Source organism: [Borrelia] finlandensis (genome assembly GCF_030438365.2).
Classification (GTDB): Bacteria; Spirochaetota; Spirochaetia; order Borreliales; family Borreliaceae; genus Borreliella; species Borreliella finlandensis.
Genome location: NZ_CP124070.1, coordinates 447,249 through 469,561, shown reverse-complemented (window position 1 = coordinate 469,561; position 22,313 = coordinate 447,249). Strand labels below are relative to the sequence as shown.

The following is a 22,313-nucleotide window of genomic DNA, read 5'->3' as shown; positions in this document are numbered from 1 at the left end:
AGGGGGAATAATATGAGCTATGAATTTTATGGAAAAACCGAACAAGAAGCAATAAAGAAAGCAATGAGAGATCTAGAATTAAAAGAAGGCGAGTTTGATGTAGAAATTTTAGATAAAGAAAGGGTTGGATTTTTATTTAAGAAAGAAATGATTAAAATAAGGGTTTCTCCTCATGTAAAGGAGGTTAAAAAAGACGGTTTTGAAATTAAAATTGGTGATGAAATTTGTGATAAAATTTTAGAATTTGTAAAAGAAATGCTAATTAAAATGGGATATTCTGTACATTTGACAATAGAACCCAAAGAAGGGGGATATGTTAAGATTTCTATTGAAACAGATAGTCCAAATATTTTGATTGGACGAGAGGGTAAAAATTTAGATTCTTTGCAGCTTTTAACAAATGTTTATGCTTCTAAGCTTATTGGTGAAAATGGTGCTTTTAATAGGGTTATATTGGATATTGGAGATTATAGAGAACGGTTTAAATCTAGGTTTATTAATTTAGCAATAAATTCTTTTCATAAAGTCAAAAGAACCAGGCGCTCTATTTTGTTGCCGTCAATGAATCCTTTTGAAAGAAGGATTGTTCATACAACTTTAAATCGTTATAGTGACATAAAAACTGAAAGTGAGGGAGATGGAAATATAAAAAGAATAAGAGTCTCTTATGTTAGAAATAATAGGTATGGTATCAACAATTCCCGTGGTTATCAGAAAAGAGATATTGGTTTTAAAAAATAGATTAATGGGCTTGCTTTGTATTGAATTTTAAAGAGGAATAATAGTATGAAGATTTTTTTAACCGGAATTGCAGGGTTTATTGGATTTCATGTAGCTAAAAAGCTTGTAGAAAAAGGTCATGAAGTTTTGGGAATAGACGTATTAAATAATTATTATGAACTCAAATTTAAGCATGAAAGATTAGAAGCTTTAGGGCTTTGTTCTAAGGATGTTAAAACGCATAAGATCATTAAGAGTGAAAAATATAATAATTTATCTTTTGCTTATCTTGATATCCTAAATAAGGATAAACTGCTAGAACTTTTTAAAGATCATAAGTTTACACATGTTTGCCATTTGGCTGCTCAAGCGGGCATTAGAGATAGTCTTGAAAATCCTGATAGCTATGTTTCAATAAATATTGTTGGGTTTTTTAATGTTTTAGATGTATGTAGAGTTTATAAAGAAAACATCGAGCATTTTGTTTATGCTTCAACTTCATCGGTTTATGGCATAAATGAAAATATGCCGTCTAGTGAAGATTCTATTACGGATCACCCTTTAAATTTATATGCAGCTAGCAAAAAATCTAATGAGATGATGGCGCATGCTTATAGTGCATCTTTTAATATTCCCACAACAGGGCTTAGATTTTTCACAGTTTATGGGACTTATGGAAGACCCGATATGGCTTTATATTTATTTTCAGATGGAATTAAAAATGGCAAGGCTATTAATATTTTTAATAATGGGAATATGGCTAGAGATTTTACATATGTGAGTGACATTGCAGACGGTGTTTACAAGGTTTTGAAAAATCCGGCTAAGAGTGATTGTAATTTTGACGTTAAAAATCCAAATTCGTCAACTTCTTCTTTTCCTTACAGAATATATAATATAGGAACCGGACACGCAACTAAGCTGCTAGATTTTATTAGTGAGCTTGAAGCAAATTTTGATAAAAAGGCCTTAAAAAATTATATGCCTATGCAAAAAGCAGATGTTGTGGAAAGTTGTTGTGATATTTTAAAGCTTAAAAATGATGTTGGGTATGAGGCTAAAGTTTCTATTCAAGAAGGAATAAAAGAATTTTCACAGTGGTATAAAATGTTAGAGTCTACCAAGAAGGCTTGATTTTAAACTTTTTTATGCAAAATAATAAATTTTTAATAAATTTTATGTTTGGGTTTGATTTAATAATTATTTATTTTTTGATTTAAATTCAATTCAACTTCTTAGGTGTATAATTTATTATAGGCATTTGATAAAAGAAAAAATAAAATGGAAAGGAGTGATATAAATGGGTGTTTTAGATAAGATTAAACCAGGTGTAGTTTATGGGAAGGAACTGCATTTTTTATATGAAATATGTAAAAAGGAAGGATTTGCTATTCCTTCTATTAATTGTATAGGAACGAATTCTATTAATGCAGTTTTGGAGGCAGCAAAAGAAATTAATTCTCCTATTATGATACAATTTTCTAATAGTGGCTCTGCTTTTATTTCTGGAAAAGGATTAAAGATGGAAAAACCACAAGGAGTTTCAATAGTTGGAGCTATTTCTGGTGCTATGCATGTTCATTTAATGGCAGAGCATTATGGTGTTCCTGTTGTTCTTCATACTGATCACTGTGCTAAAAATTTGCTCCCTTGGGTTGAAGGCCTTTTAGAATATGGAGAGAAATACTATAGTCAGCACAAAAAACCATTATTTTCTTCACATATGTTAGATTTATCAGAAGAACCTATTAAAGAAAATATTGAAATTTCTAAAAAATTCTTAGAAAGAATGGCAAAAATTGAAATGTTTTTGGAAATAGAGCTTGGAATTACGGGCGGGGAAGAGGATGGAGTTGACAATTCAGATAGAGCTTTGCATGAACTATTTTCTACTCCTGAGGATATTTATTATGGATATTCAGAACTTTTAAAAGTTAGCCCAAATTTTCAGATTGCAGCAGCTTTTGGAAATGTTCATGGAGTATATAAACCGGGGAATGTTAAGCTTACTCCAAAAGTTTTAAAAGATGGTCAAGATTATGTCATATCGAAAACAGGAGTAAATATTGCTAAGCCAGTTTCTTATGTTTTTCATGGGGGGTCTGGATCTACAATTGATGAGATTAATGAGGCACTTTCTTATGGCGTTGTAAAGATGAATATTGATACAGACACACAGTGGGCTGCCTGGGAGGGTGTTTTAAATTATTACAAAAAAAATGAAAGTCGTTTACAAGGTCAATTAGGAGATGGCAAGGATATTGATATTCCAAATAAGAAATTTTATGATCCAAGAGTTTGGTTAAGAGAAGCTGAGGTTTCTATGAAAGACCGTGTGAAGATTGCATGCAAAAACCTTAATAATATTAATAGGAATTAAATAAAAATTCACTAATTTTTATTTGCAAGCTGCTTTTTGAGCGGCTTTTTTATTATTCTAATTATATTTTAGATATTTATAAAATTATTGATTGTTTGATATATTTTTTTTACTATTTATTGGGTATCTTTTTTTGTTATTTTTGTTTATTTTTTCAAAACCCGAATAATAGATTAATTTTTTTTTAAAATTATTATTACATTCTGTGTTTATGAGGCTGTTTTGATTGAAGAAGTAATTAATTAATAAGATTTTTTTTTAAAATTTTAAAAAGCATTTTGTTTTAGATTGATTTTATGCGTTTTTATAGTGTTTTTTGTTTTTGAAAAATTAAACCTTGAGATTTGAGACTTAATTTCTTGAAAGAATAGCATTATCTTGAAAAATTCCAAGGAATGTGGGTTAGCTGATTTTTATAATTTTAAAGGTACATAGTTAGAGATTGCATTATGGATTAAATATCTCCATCAACAATATTGATTCCCAGTTCTTTGAGTTGTTCATTTGAGATTTTAGAGGGGGAATTATCAAGAGGGCTTGCTGCAAAAGAATTCTTAGGAAACAGTATTACATCTTTTATTGAAGTTGATTTTGTCATTAGCATTATTAGTCTATCAATGCCAATAGCAATGCCACCATGATTAGGAGCCCCATATTCTAATGCTTTTAGAAAAAATCCAAATCTATCTTCTGATTTTTCTTTTTGAAATCCTATTATGTTGAAAATTCTTTGTTGAATTTCTTTTTTATGTATTCTAATTGAACCCGAGCCAAGTTCTACACCATTTAAAACAAGATCGTAAATTTCACCTATAGTTTTTTTTGGATTTTTTTCTAAATTAGCAATATATTGCTTTTTGGGAAGCGAGAACATGTGATGAGCTGGTGAATAGGTTTTTGTATTTTCATCATATTCAAATAGTGGAAAATCGTAGACCCATAGAAATTCAAATTTATTTTCATCTATTAGTCCAAGATCATTTGCAATTTTTATTCTAATTTGACCCATTGCTTTACATGCAGTTTCCCAGTTATTATTAGCTGTGAAGAAAATTATGTCATTATTTTCTAAGGAATAGGTTTTTATTAATTCCTGTTCTTCTGTTTTTAAAAATTTTGCAATTCCTCCGGAAAATTTATTGTTTTCAATTTTTGTAAAATAAAGCCCTTGTGCTTTGTAAAGCTTTGCAATTCCTTCTAAATTGTTTATTTTTGCTCTTGAAAACTTGTCAGCTTTGTCTTTTACTATTAAAATTTTAATTGAACCTTTGTTTTTTAGAGTATCTTTGAATATATTAAATTCTGAATTTTTTAGATTGCGACTTATATCTTGTAATTCAAGTTCAAATCTAGTATCTGGTTTGTCGCTTCCATATTTGTTCATTGCCTTTTTGTATGTTATTTTTTTGAATTTTTTAGGTAAGTTAATATTGATGCAATTTTTGAATATTAAAAAAAGCATATTTTCTATTAATTTAAAAATATTTTCTTTTTTGACAAAGCTCATTTCAAGATCTAGCTGGGTGAACTCTGGTTGCCTGTCTCCTCTTGAATCTTCGTCCCTATAGCAGCGGGCTATTTGAAAGTATTTGTCAAATCCTGCTATCATTATGAGTTGTTTGTAAAGTTGTGGAGATTGAGGTAGTGCATAAAAAGATCCTTTGTGAATCCTTGATGGGACTACAAAATCTCTTGCACCTTCTGGTGTTGATTTTACAAAAGTTGGAGTTTCTAGCTCTAAAAATTTTCTTTTTATTAAAAAATTTCTAATAAGATGAGTAGCCTGACATCTTAAAATAATTTTATTTTTCAAGGAATCTCTTCTTAAATCTAAGTATCTGTATTCGAGTTTTGAGTTTTCACTTGCATTATTGTTATCTTCTATCATAAATGGCAATTCATTGCACTTTGAGATAATTTCAATGTTTTTTGCCAATATTTCAAAATGTCCCGTTTTCATATTTGCATTTATCATGTTAGGGGGTCTTTTGATCAACAGTCCTTGAATTTTAATGCAATATTCAAGTTTTATTTTTTCTGCGATCTTTAGAAGCTTTTCTTCATTTACCAGAACTTGAGCTTTTTCATATCTGTCTCTTATGTTTAGAAAGATAAATTTTCCGTGGTGTCTAATTTTTTTTACCCAAGCATTTATTTCAACTTTTTTGTCTATCAATTTTTCATTCAATTCATTACATTTGATAACTTTAAACATAATTCAGCTCACTATTATATTATAAATTTCTTTATCTGTTTTTGCATTTAAAATTTCTTTTTTGTACAGATCAACTTTGCCCACAACAGATGCTAAAATTCTAGGATAGCTAACGTAATCTTTTGCTGGGCACAGTATTAATATAAAAACATGACTTAAGTTCTTGTCAAGAGCATTAAAGTCAATTCCCTCATGGCTTATTCCTATTGCAATATGTATTTTTGATATTAAATTTGTTTTTAAATGGGGAATGGCAAAGCCTTCTTTTAGTGCAGTAGTAATCAACTTTTCTCTTTCCATTAAATCTTGGAATATTCTTTCTTTATCAATTTCAATGTTTATTACGCTTAGAAGCTCTCTTATTACATCAGCCTTATTGCTTGATTTTAATTCTAGAATAATGTTTTCCTTTTTTATTCTTTTATTTAGGTTGATATTACTAAGGATTTTATCGTAATTTATTGAGTAATCTAGTTTTTTTGCTCTTAAAGAAACTGTTTCAACTTCTTTGGTTATTTTTTCTAGGTTTAAGATTGTTTCTCTAAAAAGATCTTGTATTATAATTAAATGATTATTTGGGCATTCAAATGTGATTTTGCTACCTTCTCGTTTTATTGAGAAGGATATATTGTTTTTTCTTGCATTAATATATTGTGAAGAATCATTTTTAATTTGTTGTGTAAAAAATCCTTCTTTTCTTAACTCATTTTTAAAGTCCCATATAAGAATTTTGGCTAAATTATCATATTCAAATGATACGCATATGTGTGTATTTTGTTCTATTGGGAGTTCTTTTTTAAGTCCGCTTTTATTTATTTTAAATAAAAAGTTTATTATGGGTGTTGCAATGATTGTTGGCAAAAACACCATTATTATTATGATTCCAAATATTTTTTGGCTAATAAATCCTGAAGATAATGCTACATTTGCCATAATAAGTGAAACTTCTCCTCTTGGAACCATTCCGGTTGCAATTTTTAAGGCTCCAAGTTTATTAAATCCTAAAAAGAGTGCTGGGATAAAGCAAAATATACTTTTAGTAATTATTGCCATTGCGCTAATTGCTAATCCTAAAATAAGAACTTCCTTTGAGAGTATTTCATTAATATCTGACATAAGTCCGATTGATGTAAAAAAGATCGGGATAAAAAATCTTTCAAAGATTGTTAGTTTGTCTTGAATTACGTATACAATGTCTGTTTTTGACATGGCAAGTCCAAATACATAAGCCCCAACAACAAAAGACATTCCTAAATTTTGGAAAATGCTTGCAATAGTAAGGGCTAGAGAGAGCGTTATTACGGTTGCTAAGGTGACACTGTTTAATTTTTTTAACAGTCTTGAGAGTGTTTCTGATATATATATTAAAGAGAAAGTTAAGCATAGCCAAATTACTATGTTTTGAACTATGGCTTTTATTGAGCTTGCTATATCAAGATCTGATATAGATCTTGATATAGTTATTACACTTGTAAGCATAAGCATTGAAAGCACATCATCAATAATTGAAGTTGAGATTATTGTCACTCCTTCTGAGGTGCTCATTTTTTTCTTTGCCGAGAGTATGCTTGCTGCTATTCCCGCTGATGTTGGGGTTCCAATTATTCCAATAAAAAGTGAGGTTGGGCTTATTAGGGGAACGTTAAAAATTATGCTTGCCATTAGTACAAAACTTGTGAAGGTTCCAACAACCTCTGTTATTCCAATAATTCCTCCGCGTGGCAAAAATTTGATAAACAATTTTAGGTCAGTTTCAAGTCCTGCTGTGAAAAGCAATATTATTGAAGCTATGGTAGAGATTGCAAATATTTTTTCATTTATTAAATAATTTTCTCCAATTTGAGTTATTCCCAATGGGAATAATAAAGGTATTTTAATTTTCCCAAAGGCATTTGGACTTAGAATTATTCCTGCTGTTATTTGCCCTATTACTTTTGGAATTCCTATTTTAGCTACTAGATTTCCTATTGAAATAGATGAGATTACAATGATTGCCAGACTCATGACAAAAGCAGACATTTTTACCTCAATGTCGTATCTTGTTGAGTATGAAAATAGAAGATTAGGTAAGTGCAGCAGTATTGTTGTGTAAAAAATTTTTTTGTTCATTTTTAAAGCTCTTTTGAAAAATTATATTTTAGCAAGTTTAATAAATTTTTAATTGCTAGTTTTTCTTTTTTTCCTACGACTGTTATTTTTATTTTTTCTTTGTATATTATTCCCAATATGATAATTTCTATTATGGACTTTGCGTCAGCTTTTCTACCATCTTTTGTTGTTATTTTTATGTTGCAGGAAGAATGTTTATTTGCGAATTCAGCAATGATGTTTGCCGACCTTGAATGTATTCCATCTTTATTTATTATCTCAATTTCTACTTCTTGCATTTTTTGCTTATCTTATTTGTTGTTTTTTTTCTCTTTCTCTTTGGTTGCTGTTTTGTAAAGTCTTGCTATTGCGCTATCAATAAGATTAAGAAGTATTTTCCCATCTTCTCTTATATGTATTATTTTCCCCCAATTAAAGTGAATATGTGCGTCTAATTCAAAAAGCTCATGTTCTTTTTTAATTGTAATTTTTAAATTATCAATATGTTTTTTGATATGAGTATCAAATTTTTCTAGCTTTTTGAGAATAAAATTTTTTTCATTCTCATTTAAGCTGTAATTAACCGTTTGAATTTTAGGTTCCATAATATGTTCTCCCTTTTTCAGATTTCAATTCATTTCTGTACTTGTTTACTGTTCTTCTAGAAATAGAGATTCCTTTGGATTTCAGTATAACAGAAATCGCTTTGTCTGACATCTTTTTATTTGCTTCTAACAACTTTTTTACTGTTATTTTGATGCTTAATTTTGAAAATTCATTTGTTTTTGCTCCACCAACAGAGCTAAAAAGCTCTTTGATTAATATTGTACCCCATTTGCATTTTAAGTATTTATTTTTTATTGCTCTTGATATTGTTGATTTTGATACACTAATTTTTTCTGATAAAATGCTCAAGTTCATTGGCCTTAAGCTTTTAAATCCTCTTCTTAGAAATTCTTTTTGCAATGTATATATAGCTATCCCTATTTTTGCAAGTATTTCGTCTCTGTATCGTAGGGATTCGATTAACCACTTTGCTTTTTTTTGTTTTTGGGGATTTTCACTTGTCCTTTTAAGTTCTTTTTTAAAGATATTAACTTCTTTGATTTTAATTTTAAATTTATTATTGTGATTTATTATTAATATATCTGGATCAACATAAAAATTAGTGTCGTCTGGGTCTTTAAATTCAAGTGTTGGGTTGGGGTTAAGTTTTTGTCTGATAATTTCTAAAGCTTTGTTAAATTCTTTGCTTCTTATTTTAAGCTCTTCTTTTAACTTTTCTTGAGTTTTTTCAAGAAGCTCTGCTTTTTCAAGAATTTTAATAATATTAGTTTCTAATTTATGATGCTTTGCTTGCAAAATTAACGATTCTATTATGTTGGGGACACAAATTCCAATTGGATCAAATTTTTGAATAAGTTCAATTATTTTTTTTACTTTTTCTTTTTCTTCCTTTTTAAAAAGATCGTAAGGGTTTATTATATGAAAACCTTTGCTGTTTAGATTGTTTATTAGTATTTCGCCTATTTTAATTTCATCTTCATTTATTCTTTGAATTCTTAGTTGCAGTAAAAGGTGTTCTTTTAAAGAAATATTTGTTTGTGTTTTTTCAAGAGCTATGTCGTGTTGATTTTTTATCATATCATCTTCTTTATAAAAAACTTTTTTAAACCTATATGTTTTCAATGTTTCAAAAAATATTTTATTTGAGTCTATTTTTAGGCATTCATTATTTTCGATTTCTTCTAGTATAAGCTTTGTTAATTCTTTTTGATTAAGGCCTAATATTTTTATTGTTTGTATTTGAATTGAGTTTAAATTTTGAGATATTTTTAATTTTTGTTTAATCATATTTATATTAATGTATAAAAAAATCCACTAAGTATAATTACTAATGCTGGACTTATTTTATTATAAAAAAATAAAATAAAAAAATTAATTCCTACAATAGCCAGAGTTCTCAAAAGTTCTGTTTTGTTGTTTTCTATTTTTAAATATGTATTTTCAAGTAGAATGATTATTGTAATTATCCACAGCGCAACAATAATAGGTTTTAGATTTTCTAGGCAATAATTTAAAAAGCCGATTTTATGTAGTATTAGGAGGATTATAATCATTATTATTATTGGGGCTGTTATTAATGCTACTGTAGCAATTATTGCTCCTGCAATTCCTGCAGTTTTCATTCCAACGTATGTTGCTATGTTTGTTGCAATAGGCCCAGGGGTTATTCTTGATATTGTAATCATATTGACAAATTCTTCTTTTGTTATCCAATGTTTATTATTAATTATTTCGTTGTTTATTATTGCTGCAATTCCATTACCGCCTCCGAAATTTAATAATCCGATTTTTAAGAATGTAATGAATAAATTTATTAAAATCAACCGATACCCTTTTTCTATTTAGTTAATATTTTTTTTATTGTTATATATTTAAATGTGTATACTAAAAAGAAAATTAACAATATGTATGATATTTTTATTTTTAATTTAAAAATTGCAAAAATTACAAAAAAACATATTGTCCATTTTATTATAGAATCATTTAACATTTTTTTGGAAAATTTTAAAACAACGGTTATCATTATGATAATTGAAGATATTTTTGCACCTTCGAGAAATTTTTTAACATGTATGCTATCTGGTACTAATTTTAGGTAAAGGAAAACCATTATTATTGCAATAATGGAGGGTAAAATTCCTGCAACAACGAGCAAAAGTGCGCATGGGAAACCTCCAAATTTTCTTCCTACTAGGAACACAAAATTAATCGCTGTAACTCCAGGAATAACATTTGATGTTGCTAGTATTTTGTTAAAATCGTCCTCAGATATTATTTTTCTTTTTTTTACAAATATTTTTTTAAGCTCAGATATAATTATTAATCCTCCGCCAATTGTAAGTGTTGTTGTTTCAAAGACAAGTAAAAACAAGTCCAGAATTTCACATATTTTTTTTTGTTTCTTTTTATACATTTGTTTTGTCAAATTTAGTAAAAACCTTTGGATACTAATTTTATCACAAATATTGTTGTAATGTTCATTTTGTTGTTGAGTGTCAGTAATGAAAACATGCTTTATTGTGGCTTTAAAGCACTGAGCCATTGTTTTAATTGGGGTTTTTATTGGAAGGCTTGTTTGTTTTTTGTGCTATAATTCAATTAATTTATGTGAAGCCTGGAAAGAAAGTTTAATTTGTTTAAGGAGTTTTTTATATTTCAAGATTATTTTAATTATATTATTGAGGGCGTGGTAGGTTATGGTCTAAAAGTTTCGATTGCTATAGTGCTATGGTATTTTTTAAAGTTAATAGTTAATAAAATGGGAAAAATTTTATTTAAAACTTTAGAAAAGTCCAGATTAGAGGAAAAGTTAGAAGTTACAGTTTTTAACTTTTTAAAATCTTTTTTTAAAATATTAACAGACTTTGTTATTGTTTTAATAATATTGCCATATCTTGGGGTGCCCACAACATCTATTCTTGCTGTATTTGGATCATTAGGGCTTGCCGTTGGGCTTGCTGCTCAGAATATTTTATCTAATTTTGTTAGTGGATTTATTGTTTTGAATTCTAAGTTTTTTAAGTGTGGAGATCATATTCAATGCGGAGATGTTGAAGGTTTGGTTGCGGATGTCCAGATTTTTTTTACTACACTTGAAACATTTAACAAAGAAATTATTAAAATTCCAAACAGTAAGCTTACATCCAATTTTGTTGTTAATTTTTCGTCATGCCCTAGAAGAAGAGTTGTGTTTTCTTTTCAAGTTCCCTATGATACGAATATTGGTTTATTAAAGGATAAAATAGAGGATTTAATGATTTTTAATAATAAGAAATTTAATGTTGAGCTTTGCGCTCCTACTCTTATTGTTAAAAAATACACTCCTTATTATATAGTTTTGCAAGTTCGATTTTTTGTTAATACAGAGGTTTTTTGGGATTTTCAATATTTTGTTGGGGAGTCTATTCAAAATGTTTTATTGGATATGAAAATTAAGGTTCCAATTTGTTTTGTGCCTTTTGATAAGCTGTATTAATGATTTTTTTTTGCAATAATTTCTGAGTAATAGTTTTCAATTTTTTTTGTGAAAAAATAGCTTGAAAATTTAGTGGAGTGTTTTTTTGCATTTTCTTTAAATTTTTTTAGTATTTCATCATCTTTTATTACTTTGTCTATGTACCGAGATAAGTTTTCATATTTTTTTATTAAGAATCCGTTTACCCCCTCTTTTATTACGTCTTTATATATATAATCATTTATTAAAATAGCAGGTATTCCAGCGGTTAATGCTTCTATTACTGTCATTGGATATACTTCACTTTTTGATAGGCTAGCAAAGATATCAGAAATTTTGTAGTAATAGTATATTTCTTCCCATGGAATTGTTCCTATTAACAATATTTGTTTTTCAAGCCCATGTTTGATGCTAAAATTTTTTATTTCCTTTTCTTCACTTCCTTTACCAATAAGTATAAGTTTATAATTATTGTTTTGTATTAAAAGATCTTTTAAGTGTTTTACTAATAAATTTATGTTTTTTTCTTTATTTATTCTTCCAACAAATATTATTATTTTGTCTGTTTGCTTTATATTGTGCTTTTTCAAAATTTCATCTTTTTTTTCTTTGCTTAGAGTTTTTATAAAAAGCTTTCTATCAACTCCATTTGGGATTATTTTATAGTTAGAAGAATTATTTGAAAGTTGGAAATACCTCTCTTTTGCTTTACTTGATGGGTAAATAAAATGTTTTATTTTATTATAATGTTTTCGCATCATTTTGTCGGGTTTGATAAAATATTTAAAAATTCCTAAGTAATGCAAATAATAATCCCACATTGTATGGCTTGTATGAACTATTGGTATGTTGTGTTTTAATGCAATTTGTTTTCCAATTTTTCCCATAGAAAATTCGGAGTGAGTATGAATGATGTCTGGTTTATAGCTTTGTATTATTTTGGATATTTTTCTTTTGTTGGGAAAAGCTATTACAGCGTCAAGTTTTTTATTTATTTGAATAGATGAGCATCTGTAAACGTTTTTTTCGTTTAAAGATTTTTTGGATTTTGGGCAAAATATGTAAACCTCATAGCCATTTTTTTCAAATCCCTCTTTAATTTGTTTTATTGATGTTGCTACTCCATTTTTTTCTGGGATATACGTATCTGTAAATATTGCGACTTTCATATTCTCCTCCTAGCTTAAGTATAATATATTTGCTACTTGGATTATAATTTACTTTAATGCAAGCGGTTTATTTATTGTTGGGGGATGAGCAAGGTTTAAAAGAAGCTTATTTAAAAGAGCTTTTAATCAAAATGGATGCTTTTAAATCCGAAGTTTCAGTTACTAAAATTTTTTTGTCAGAACTCTCAGCTGTAGGATTTGCTGAGAAATTATTTTCCAATTCTTTTTTTTCAAAAAAAGAAATTTTTATTGTTTATGAGTCTGAACTTTTAAAAGCAGAAAAAGATTTAGAGCTGGTGTGTAATGCAATTTTGAAGTCTAACAATAAAACTGTTATTTTTGTTTCTAATAGCAATACATGTAACATTGATTTTAAGAATAAGCTTAAGTTTATAAAAAAAGTTTTTTATGAGATTCCTGATGATGATAAATTTACATTTGTAAAAAGAAATTTTTTTAATCTTAATATTAAAATTACAGATTCTGCAATAAATTTAATGCTTTTAATGTTAAATTCAGATACTAAAATTTTGAAATTTTATATAGATTCTTTTGCGCTTTTTGCGAAGAATAATACCATTGATGAGGAAGATATAACTTCTTGGATTAGTTTTATTCGCTTTGAAAACACCTTTTCCTTATTTAATTCAATTTTGAGAAAAGATATGACTCAGTCTTTGATCAAGATTAAGTCTATTTTGGACCAGGGAGAAGATTTGCTTAATATTTTAATGAGTCTTATTTGGCAATTTAAAAGATTATTAAAGGTGCAAATAGATTATAATGCATGTGGGAGCTTACAGAGTGCATTGAATAAAAATAAAATCTTTTTTTCATTAAATAAAATTTATAGAGCAGGAATTAAAAATTATTCAATTCCAGAAATTAAAATTGTTTTGAAAATTTTATATAAATTTGATTTATATTTGAGAATTTATTCTAAAAATATTCATCAAAATTTGTCATATTTTTTAATATTCTCAATTTTAAAGCTTAATAATAATTTTTTAATGCATTATTCTACAGAATCAAAGTTTAATTTTTAATGTATGAAGCAAAAATTAAGTTGGATTTTATTATTTTGTTTTTTGTCTTGTAGATTTGAATCTAGATTGGCTGAAAATGTTTTAATAGGGTTTTTTGATTCTATTAAAAATTTTCAAAGCAATCCTGAAATGTTTTTTAATTATTTAAATATTCCAAGTGATGATGACCTGAAGGCAAAAATTCGTGGCTTAAAATCTCAGGCAAAGGACGATTTCATTTTTTATCCTTTGTTTTTTAACAATCTAAGATATGAGATAATAGGCAGAAAAAATATTTCTAAGGGCTTTGAATTTGAAGTTATTATTAAAAATATTAACTTTCAAAGCGGTATAGAAAAATTTTTGGTTAAATTAAATAAAATTGAAGGGAGATCTTTAAATATTAAAAATTTAGAAAAAAAAGAGCGTAAAAAAATATTTGACAATTTAATAAATGAAGTTATTGGAGAGTTGAATGATTTTGATTACACCGAGATTGTTCATTTTTTTAGAGTAGTTAAGAGTTCTTCTGAAAATTATAAAATAGAGCTTTTGGGAGATGTTTTAAATATACAGTCTAGAAATAAGCTTATTAATGATCTTTTTTTGGTTTTATCGCCTGGAATTTAAAATATTGTTTTATTTTAAAAAATGTTAATAAATAATAATCTAGTTTAAAATTTATTTATCTTGATTATTATTTTTTATTGAGTTTTCTTTTATTGCAAATTCTTTTATTCTTTTTGCAAGTTGCACGTTTACTTTTATTTTTTCTGAAATTTCGTTTTCACTTAAAGGAAATATATCCTTATAGGTTCCAATTGATTTTAATATTTTTTGGGCTGTTTTTTCTCCAATTCCGTGTATTTTTGTATACAATAGGGTTATTTTTTCTCTTCTTTTTTTGTTAAATCCGTTGGCCTTTCTGTGTGCTTCGTCTCTTACATTTTGCAGTATCCTAAGGGCAGGATGTCCGTGGGGTAGATTTATTCCCTTTTTGTTGGTTGTTAAGAATATTGTTTCTTGTTTTTTTGCCAACGAGCAGACTTTAACTTTGTTTTCTATTTTTAAGCCCTTTAAGATAGAAATAGCAGCATTTAATTGCCCTTTGCCCCCGTCAATTAAAATTAAATTTGGCAGTTCTAAATTGTTATTAATTATTTCCGAATATCTTCTTGAGATTACTTCTTTTATTGCCTTAAAGTCGTCAATTTCTCCTTTTAATAGCGAATTTAGTTTGTAAAGCCTGTAGTTTTTTTTAAAAGGTATTCCCATTTTAAAAGTAACCATAGAAGCTACTGTTTCTTGACCTTTAAGATGAGCAATATCAAATCCTTCGATTATTTTGGGAAGTTTGTCCATTTCTAGCAAAATTTTTAGACTCTCAAGCGCTTTGTTGCTTTTGTTTTCATATTCTCTTAAAGATAATTCAGCATTAGATATGGCCATTTCCATTATTTTTAAAATTTCTTCTGTTTCTTTGTAAATAATTTCTGTTTTTGTATTTTTAATTTCATTTATTAGTTTTTCAACATTTTTGGTGTCAATATCTTTGAGAAAAATATGAATTTTGTCTGGTACTATCATATTAATAGATGTGTAATATTGAGTCAAAAATTGTAAAATCAGCTCATTTTCTTTGCATATACTCTCATCAAAGTTTACATCTCTTTCAACTAATTTTCCATTTCTATATTTTAATACTATTATTGTATTTACATTTTCTCCTGGATGAACATGTACATAGTCTATGTTTAAATTGTTGGTTTTTGTAACGATTTGGATTTGATTGATTTCTATTAAAGAATTTTTAATTTCTTTTAATTTGATAGCGGTTTCAAAATCTTCTTTTTGTATGGCAAGTTTTAATTTGATATCAATTTGACTTAATATTTCGGATATATTTCCATTTAGTATGGATTTTGCCTTATCTAGTTCTTTTTGATATTCTTTTTCAAGGTTTTCTTTGTGGCATACTCCAAGGCATTGCCCCATATGGTAATATAGGCAAGGAGCATTGGATTTTTTTTTACACTTTCTAATCTTAAATGTTTTGTTAATAAAATCTAGTACTTGGTCTAATTTTTTTACATTGGTAAATGGTCCAAAATATTCGCTTTTGTCATTAATTATTTTTCTAGTTTTGAAAATTCTTGGATATTTTTCATGGGTTATCCTTACCATGGGATAACCTTTTCCATCTTTTAATTTTACATTGTAATCAGGTTTGTGGGTTTTAATTAGATTGCACTCTAGAAGCAATGCTTCGTATTCGCTGTTTGTTGTAATGACTTCTATTGATTTTACATTTTTCATTAATATTTTGATTTTGAGGCTATTTTTTTCTAAAAAATAACTTTTTACTCTTGATCTTAGATTTTTTGCTTTTCCAATATAGAGTATTTTTTTATTTTCATTTAGCATCTTATAGCAACCGCTTGTGGTTGGTAATTTTATTACTTTTTCGAATAAATTTGTTAGGCTCTCTTTCATAATGTCAGGCAGTTTTTAGATTTTAAAAATCATCTTATGATATAATATTGTATCATAAGGCAGTTTGTTTTATGTTTTGGGGTATTTAAAAATATGGGTAATAACAAATAAAAGGTCAAAAATGAGATTAATTTTAATACTCTTGCTATCTTTTTTGTGCTTTTCTACTCTGTTATCTCAAGAATTGAAGTTGATACTTGATTCGAAAAAAAATTTTAAATTTATTCAAGATTCTAGCAATGTTACTTTTGAAAGGGATATGAGGGGTTTGCTTGGTATTTATTTGGATAGATATAAAGCTGTTTTAGATTTAAATAATATTGATTTGCGCTTAGAAATAGGAAGGGATAATAAATTAAAAGACACATCTTCAAATTATTTAGTTAGTGCAAAAAGTTTGAGAGTTTCAAATGAATTTCGTAATGTTTCTAATGGCTCTTTAATTTTTTATTCAAATCAAAATCCTGTTAAGTTTAAGCCACTTACAAAGAAGGCGTTCTTTTTTTCAGGCAATACTGTTTCTGATTTTACTATTAAGTTTTGGGTATATCGAACAACGTCTGTTACAGGAGAAATTATTTTTAGTTGGGATGGTTATAAAAAGATTAATAATTCGTGGGTAGATCAGTCTATTAGATTGGAAAGCGATGAGGGAAATTTTGTTTGGGTTTTAAACAATGTATTTTTAAAAGACAATAAAAATCCTATCAAAATTAGAATGAAAAGCAATGATGATTTTATTCCAAAGGAATGGCATTTGCATACTTTAAGATATAGGCAAAAGGACGGCATACTTGAATATTTGATAGATTCTAAACCTCAGGCAATAGAATATATAACAGATGATAAGAAGGAAGGATCAGGATATTTATTAAGTATTGGTAATTTTATTGATTTTACCTTAGGAACTTATTTTACTGGTGCGGTTGAGAATTTGGAAATACATAAAAGCTTTGAAGAGGTTAGTAATGCTTTTTTCTCAAAGAATATGGGATACATTATTACAGAGCCTATTAAGCTTTCTAAATATTATTCTCAAGTATTATCCTTTGATGTTGATTCCAATGTTCCTAAGGATACAGAGATTGTTTATTATTACAGATTAGATAATAAGGTATTTTATGATACAGATAGTCATGGGAATATTAAAAAAAATTTAACTGGGGCATGGATTCATTTTGATCCTAAAAAAGATTTTCCAGATTCAAAGATATCAAAATATATTCAAATAAAAGTTGAATTTTATCCCAGTGGGGATTCTGTAAGCAGTCCTTCTCTTTATAGTATGTCAATTACTTACGTTCCTGAAGCAGCTCCATTTCCTCCTGTGATAACAAAAGTTATTCCAGGCTCCAGGGAAGTTTTTATTGAATGGATTCCTGTTGTTAATAGCAGTGTTGAGGGGTATTACATTTATATTGGTGTTGTTTCTGGTAATTATCATGGAAAAACCGGCGGTGTTTTAACTTCTCCTATTGATGTTGGAAATCAAACTTCTTTTAAGATTACAGGACTTGAAGATGGAAGACTTTACTATATTAGTATTGCTGCTTACAATTTGGATAAAAGTCTTAATAAGACTTCTTTTTCAAAGGAAATTTCTGTAAGGCCTATGGAGATTTTTAAAAAATATGAATAACTTTAGTTTTGAGAAGGCTTTAAATTTTTATAAAAATGGTGATTTTAAAAGCTCTCTTGATAATTTAGATGTTTTTGATGAGAATTTTGATTCTCTTGCACTTAAAGCGCTTATTTATTTCAAGAAAAAGGATTATAAGGCTCTTTTATATGTTTTAAATACTTATCCTGTTGTTTTGAGCGAATATAATTTTTTAGTTAAACTTATAGATTATGGCAAAATTGAAAAAAATAAAGATGATTTAGGTCCTTTTGAGAATTATAATTTAGGTGTTTTTTATTTTAATTTAAAAGAATATGAACTTGCTTTAAGTTGTTTTTTAAAAGCTAAAGAGCAAAAATCTGATTTTGTACAAGCTTTAAACAATAGTGCTGTTTTATTTGAAATGTTGGGTAACAAAGACGAGGCTTTAAAATTATTTTTTGAGGCTAGAGATTTGGATCAAAACAATTCTCTAGTTAAGCTTAATATTTGGATTTTAAAAAATAGTGAATCTCTTCAAGCAGCAAACTTTTTAAAAGTAGATAAAATTTTTTATGATGCCAATCTTGCTCTTGTTGTTAATTATTTAATGTATTATTTCTATTCTATTGGGGAAATAAGCAGAGCAATTAGGCTTTCTGAGAAATTTTTAACAGACTCTCATTATTCTAAATATATTTGGCACAATAGGGCAACTATTTTCCATAAAATAGGCAACATGACTCAAGCCACAACATCTTATGTTAAAGCCATTTTAAATTTTCCCAATATTTATACGATCTACAATATGCATATTGCAACAGTTGAGCTTTTAAAATTTTCTCCTAAAAAGTCTATTGAAAGAATGGTTAATGATTATTCTAACTTAGATTTGATATATTTATATGCAACCTTATTTTTTCTTAGAAATCGTGATCTTGAGGATGCCTATTTTTATATGAAAAAACTTTGTGAGCTTAATCCAGGGTCTTATTCAAAATTTTTAAAATTGCTTGAGTCCAGCGAGGATATGTTAATTGAAACTCTGCTTGAAGAATTTGCAGTATCTTTAAGAGTAAATTGGTATTTAGAGTATTTATTTTTTATTGACAATTCTTTAAATTTGAGAGATCCTATTTTTATTTTTGATCACAATACAAGAGTAAATACGTATATTTGGAGAATTAAAGATGAGTGCATTGAATTAAAGTTTAGCAACAATGAGGAAAAAATGGTTCAAGAAATCTTACATGAAGAATGTATTTTGCCTGAAATTGACATTTCTATTGGGGATTTTCAAAATTTAATAGAAGCTTATAAAGAGTTTAGAATAAATTACTAATAATTTATAATTTATTTGGTTGACAATAATGATATCTCTAAGATAATATGTATTAATGTTATAGGAGAGATGCCAGAGTGGCCGAATGGGGCTTCCTGCTAAGAAGTTGTCCTTTTAAAAGGGGACCATGGGTTCGAATCCCATTCTCTCCGTAATTATTTAAATATTGACAGCGTGTATTTTATTTATTAAAATTTGTTTTAACTCTGGAGAGGTGGCAGAGTGGTTTAATGCTACGGTCTTGAAAACCGTTGTAGGTGTAAGCCTACCGTGAGTTCGAATCTCACCCTCTCCGTAATTATCATTTAATTTTAAGTATTAAGATTGGGGGTGAAGGTTTTTGTTTGGTTGATATTCATTTTCTGTGTTTTCATGTATGGGGAATTGAAACTCAATTTTATCGCAGCCATTACAATCATTTGAGAATGGATTATAAAAAACTATAATTTGGTTATTTTTAAAATAATATTTATATCTTGGAAAGATTGTTGTGAATTTTTTTTCCAATTCTTTTTGACTGTGTTTGCCTTTAACATAAAAATCTTTAATTCTACTATTTAGCTGTTCTTTTAATACGTTTATTAGAGAGTCTAGCTGATCTTTTGATATTATTTCTGAAATTTCTATTTTTTTGTTTCCTTTTAAGTTTAAAGAATAATATTTCAAGAAAGTGCTTGATTCTTTTTCTCTGAAAGATTCTTTGTATAAAATAGATGTAATGCCAATATTTTCATTTTTAAATATTGTAAAATTGGAAAAATAAAAATATTCATTTTTTGAGTTTTCGGGTTTTGATATTTTATTTTCGATGTCTTTTTTCCATTTTTTTATAAGATTTTCAAATTCAAAGTTTGCATTTTCCATAAAAGGAATTTTTGCATCTATGTGGAGAATATTATTGTTTTTTAGTATTTCATTTTCTTTGATATTTTTAGTTTTAATTTCAAATTCGGAATTAACTTTACTTGAGACTGATTTAGAGCATGATAGAATAGATAATATTGAAAGAAAAATGATTATTCTAGTTTTCACAATTTCTCCATTTTCTATTGAATGTTTTTATTGTAATAAATAGTAATTTTTATTACAATAAAAGCTAATTATTTGTGTCCATAGCTCAGTTGGATAGAGCGTTAGATTGCGATTCTTAAGGTCGGAGGTTCAAGTCCTCTTGGACACGAAAAGTTTGTTAGTTTGGAGAGATGGCCGAGTGGCTTAAGGCGCACGCTTGGAAAGCGTGTATACAGTAAAATGTATCATGGGTTCGAATCCCATTCTCTCCGATTCCTAGGGCCCGTACTATCAAGTATTGCCGAATCCCGTCAGGACTGGAAAGTAGCAGCGGTAAGCGATTTTTTTGATGAGTACGTAAGTCTTAGGTTTAATTTTGAACCCAAATGCAATGTTTTGCTTTATGTTAAGATATGGATTTGTCTTTTTGCAACTTTCAATTTTATTATATTTTTTATGTTTCATAAAATTCTTTTAAAGTAATAGTTCTGAGATATAAATATGTTGTATAGTATATATTTACTAATATTTTACTTATTAAAGCATAGGGAGGTAAAAAGTTAATGGCGTCTTCAAGAGGCACTGCTCTTAAGAAACGCCCTAGAGATTTCAACTCTCTTGAAGGGCAAGACTTTGTTGTTGAAACTCTAAAGCATTCTATAGAGAAAAATAAAATAGCCAATGCTTATATCTTTTCAGGGCCAAGAGGTGTTGGCAAAACTTCATCAGCCAGAGCTTTTGCCAGATGTTTAAATTGCAGGAATGGTCCAACAGTTATGCCATGTGGGGATTGCAGCAATTGTAAATCTATTGAGAATGACAGCAGCCTTGATGTTGTTGAAATTGATGGTGCTTCAAACACCTCGGTTCAAGATATTAGACAAATTAAAGAAGAGATAATGTTTCCTCCTGCAATTTCTAAATATAGAATATATATTATTGATGAAGTTCATATGCTTTCCAATTCTGCTTTTAATGCTCTTTTAAAGACAATTGAAGAGCCTCCAAATTATATTGTTTTTATTTTTGCCACTACAGAGTCACACAAGCTTCCAGAGACAATAAAAAGCAGATGTCAACATTTTAGTTTTAAACTTTTATCTTTAGAAAAGATTTATAATATGCTTAAGAAAGTTTGTTTAGAGGATGATATTAAATATGAAGATGAAGCTTTAAAATGGATTGCGTATAAAAGTAGTGGTAGCGTAAGAGATGCTTATACTCTTTTTGATCAGATAGTTTCTTTTACTGATTCTAACATTAAATTAGATCAAATAAGATCTAAGATGGGCTTAACCAACGATGAATTTTTGGAAAAGTTGTCAGTTAGCATTCTTGGTGAAGATGTGAAAGAGTTAATTTGTGTTCTTGATTCTATTTTTTCATCTGGAGTGTCTTATGAGCAATTTCTTTTAGATTCAATCGAATTTTTTAGAGAGGCATTATTTTTAAAGATAGGTATTAAAAATTTTGAGTTTATTGGAATTAAATCTGAGGATTTGAAAAAGAAATTACTTGAGTTTGATTTGAACTATCTTGAGAGAATTATTGTTGTTTTGCTTGAAACTTACAGGGATTTGCAATTTTCGGTTAATCCAAGATATGAGCTTGAGATTAATTTTATTAAAATTTTAAGACTTAAAAGTTATGTTCCAAATCATGTTTTAATAAAGCAAATTCAAAATCTTGAAGACAATTTGTTAGAAAATATTGTTGCAGATTCAAACAATTTTGATGTTTTATCAAATAATAAGAGCGAAGATGATTTGGCTTTTATTCCATCAAAATCTAACTTAAAATGTGAATTTCCCGAAATCAAATCTTTAGAAAAAGAGGAAGCTGATCGTGATGAAAATTTGTCAACAAAAATTGATAAAAATATTTTAGAGACCAATAGTATTGACGAGATTGATGAGATTTTTATTGAAGATGATAATTCGAGTAATTCAAATGATTTTATTGATATAAGAGATAAGTTTATTTATATTGTTTCAAGATATGTTCAAACTTTAGTTCATTCGGGAGAAGTTGTTATTGACGACAATGTTCTTTATTATAAGGTTTTTAGTGAGTTTGAATATAATGAGCTTCAAAATTATAAAGGTGAGATAAGATCTGAATTTTATAAAGAATTCCCCAATTTAAGCATTGTGTTTCAGAAAAATTTTAAAAACCTTGAAAAGGATTTTGAAAAAATAGAAACTGTAAAAAATATTTTTGGAGCAAGTGAAGTTCTGGAGGGATAAAAA

The 22,313-nt window shown here is 27.7% G+C and carries 19 protein-coding genes, 4 tRNA genes and 1 other RNA gene; 14 read left to right on the top strand and 10 right to left on the bottom strand.

The window, feature by feature from the left end; genetic code table 11:
- The first annotated feature begins 12 nt into the window (after positions 1-12).
- From jag to fbaA, 3 genes are all read left to right on the top strand, one after another.
- The gene (jag, locus tag QIA19_RS02800) at positions 13-741 is read left to right on the top strand and encodes an RNA-binding cell elongation regulator Jag/EloR (protein WP_002557035.1); all 729 of its coding nucleotides are present in this window, start codon (positions 13-15) and stop codon (positions 739-741) included.
- 45 nt (positions 742-786) lie between these two features.
- Positions 787-1,854 carry an NAD-dependent epimerase gene (locus QIA19_RS02795; protein WP_008882639.1) on the top strand — a complete coding sequence of 356 codons (1,068 nt, stop codon included), beginning with the start codon at positions 787-789 and terminating at the stop codon, positions 1,852-1,854.
- Between the two features lie 166 nt (positions 1,855-2,020).
- On the top strand, positions 2,021-3,100 hold the full coding sequence (fbaA, locus tag QIA19_RS02790) for a class II fructose-bisphosphate aldolase (RefSeq protein ID WP_008882527.1): 1,080 nt from the start codon (positions 2,021-2,023) through the stop codon (positions 3,098-3,100).
- A 454-nt stretch (positions 3,101-3,554) separates the two neighbouring features.
- On the opposite strand, the gene aspS is transcribed toward fbaA, so the two are convergent.
- From aspS to QIA19_RS02755, 7 genes are read right to left on the bottom strand one after another with little or no spacing between them, the layout of a single operon-like run.
- A complete protein-coding gene (aspS, locus tag QIA19_RS02785; RefSeq protein ID WP_301365659.1) occupies positions 3,555-5,315 on the bottom strand; it encodes an aspartate--tRNA ligase in 1,761 nt (586 codons plus the stop codon).
- Positions 5,316-5,318: 3 nt separating this feature from the next.
- Positions 5,319-7,424 (bottom strand): cation:proton antiporter domain-containing protein, encoded by a 2,106-nt coding sequence (locus tag QIA19_RS02780; protein WP_301365657.1) that lies wholly within the window; start codon positions 7,422-7,424, stop codon positions 5,319-5,321.
- Between the two features lie 2 nt (positions 7,425-7,426).
- Positions 7,427-7,702 (bottom strand): HPr family phosphocarrier protein, encoded by a 276-nt coding sequence (locus tag QIA19_RS02775; protein ID WP_301365655.1) that lies wholly within the window; start codon positions 7,700-7,702, stop codon positions 7,427-7,429.
- Positions 7,703-7,714: 12 nt separating this feature from the next.
- Positions 7,715-8,008, bottom strand: coding sequence for an HPF/RaiA family ribosome-associated protein (locus QIA19_RS02770; protein ID WP_008882744.1), 294 nt, complete (start codon positions 8,006-8,008; stop codon positions 7,715-7,717).
- Positions 7,998-9,257 carry an RNA polymerase factor sigma-54 gene (gene rpoN, locus QIA19_RS02765; RefSeq protein WP_301365652.1) on the bottom strand — a complete coding sequence of 420 codons (1,260 nt, stop codon included), beginning with the start codon at positions 9,255-9,257 and terminating at the stop codon, positions 7,998-8,000. The genes QIA19_RS02770 and rpoN overlap by 11 nt, the downstream gene beginning before the upstream one ends.
- A gap of 2 nt (positions 9,258-9,259) precedes the next feature.
- On the bottom strand, positions 9,260-9,793 hold the full coding sequence (locus tag QIA19_RS02760) for a chromate transporter (RefSeq protein WP_002557043.1): 534 nt from the start codon (positions 9,791-9,793) through the stop codon (positions 9,260-9,262).
- A 14-nt stretch (positions 9,794-9,807) separates the two neighbouring features.
- Positions 9,808-10,395: a chromate transporter gene (locus QIA19_RS02755; protein WP_301365650.1), complete on the bottom strand. Its 588-nt coding sequence runs from the start codon at positions 10,393-10,395 to the stop codon at positions 9,808-9,810.
- A gap of 207 nt (positions 10,396-10,602) precedes the next feature.
- On the opposite strand from QIA19_RS02755, the gene QIA19_RS02750 reads away from it, so the two are divergent.
- Positions 10,603-11,445: a mechanosensitive ion channel family protein gene (locus QIA19_RS02750; RefSeq protein ID WP_301365649.1), complete on the top strand. Its 843-nt coding sequence runs from the start codon at positions 10,603-10,605 to the stop codon at positions 11,443-11,445.
- On the opposite strand, the gene QIA19_RS02745 is transcribed toward QIA19_RS02750, so the two are convergent.
- Complete coding sequence (locus tag QIA19_RS02745; protein WP_301365647.1) at positions 11,442-12,593, bottom strand: lipid galactosyltransferase; 1,152 nt, start codon at positions 12,591-12,593, stop codon at positions 11,442-11,444. The genes QIA19_RS02750 and QIA19_RS02745 overlap by 4 nt on opposite strands.
- Positions 12,594-12,649: 56 nt before the next feature.
- Between QIA19_RS02745 and holA the strand changes: the two genes are divergently transcribed.
- Entirely contained in the window at positions 12,650-13,639 is a 990-nt protein-coding gene (gene holA, locus QIA19_RS02740; RefSeq protein ID WP_301365645.1) for a DNA polymerase III subunit delta, read from the top strand.
- A gap of 3 nt (positions 13,640-13,642) precedes the next feature.
- A complete protein-coding gene (locus QIA19_RS02735) occupies positions 13,643-14,248 on the top strand; it encodes a hypothetical protein (protein WP_008882500.1) in 606 nt (201 codons plus the stop codon).
- Between the two features lie 51 nt (positions 14,249-14,299).
- On the opposite strand, the gene uvrC is transcribed toward QIA19_RS02735, so the two are convergent.
- Positions 14,300-16,111: an excinuclease ABC subunit UvrC gene (gene uvrC / locus QIA19_RS02730; protein WP_301365643.1), complete on the bottom strand. Its 1,812-nt coding sequence runs from the start codon at positions 16,109-16,111 to the stop codon at positions 14,300-14,302.
- A gap of 121 nt (positions 16,112-16,232) precedes the next feature.
- Here uvrC and QIA19_RS02725 point away from each other — a divergent pair, with 121 nt between their 5' ends.
- The 4 genes from QIA19_RS02725 (at position 16,233) to QIA19_RS02710 (ending at position 19,348) form a co-directional block, all read left to right on the top strand.
- On the top strand, positions 16,233-17,750 hold the full coding sequence (locus QIA19_RS02725; RefSeq protein WP_301365641.1) for a fibronectin type III domain-containing protein: 1,518 nt from the start codon (positions 16,233-16,235) through the stop codon (positions 17,748-17,750).
- Positions 17,743-19,053 carry a tetratricopeptide repeat protein gene (locus tag QIA19_RS02720; protein ID WP_301365639.1) on the top strand — a complete coding sequence of 437 codons (1,311 nt, stop codon included), beginning with the start codon at positions 17,743-17,745 and terminating at the stop codon, positions 19,051-19,053. Before QIA19_RS02725 ends, QIA19_RS02720 begins: the two co-directional genes overlap by 8 nt.
- A 63-nt stretch (positions 19,054-19,116) precedes the next feature.
- Positions 19,117-19,205 (top strand) — tRNA-Ser (locus QIA19_RS02715).
- A gap of 56 nt (positions 19,206-19,261) precedes the next feature.
- A tRNA-Ser gene (locus tag QIA19_RS02710) sits at positions 19,262-19,348 on the top strand.
- 23 nt (positions 19,349-19,371) lie between these two features.
- On the opposite strand, the gene QIA19_RS02705 is transcribed toward QIA19_RS02710, so the two are convergent.
- Positions 19,372-20,085 (bottom strand): hypothetical protein, encoded by a 714-nt coding sequence (locus QIA19_RS02705; RefSeq protein ID WP_301365637.1) that lies wholly within the window; start codon positions 20,083-20,085, stop codon positions 19,372-19,374.
- Positions 20,086-20,159: 74 nt separating this feature from the next.
- On the opposite strand from QIA19_RS02705, the gene QIA19_RS02700 reads away from it, so the two are divergent.
- The 4 genes from QIA19_RS02700 to dnaX all read left to right on the top strand — a co-directional run bounded on the left by QIA19_RS02700 (position 20,160) and on the right by dnaX (position 22,310).
- Positions 20,160-20,233, top strand: a tRNA-Arg gene (locus tag QIA19_RS02700).
- Positions 20,234-20,249: 16 nt separating this feature from the next.
- A tRNA-Ser gene (locus QIA19_RS02695) sits at positions 20,250-20,336 on the top strand.
- Between the two features lie 3 nt (positions 20,337-20,339).
- An RNA gene (gene ffs / locus QIA19_RS02690) (signal recognition particle sRNA small type) lies at positions 20,340-20,436 on the top strand.
- 191 nt (positions 20,437-20,627) lie between these two features.
- A complete protein-coding gene (gene dnaX, locus QIA19_RS02685) occupies positions 20,628-22,310 on the top strand; it encodes a DNA polymerase III subunit gamma/tau (RefSeq protein WP_301365635.1) in 1,683 nt (560 codons plus the stop codon).
- The last annotated feature ends 3 nt before the right edge of the window (positions 22,311-22,313 follow it).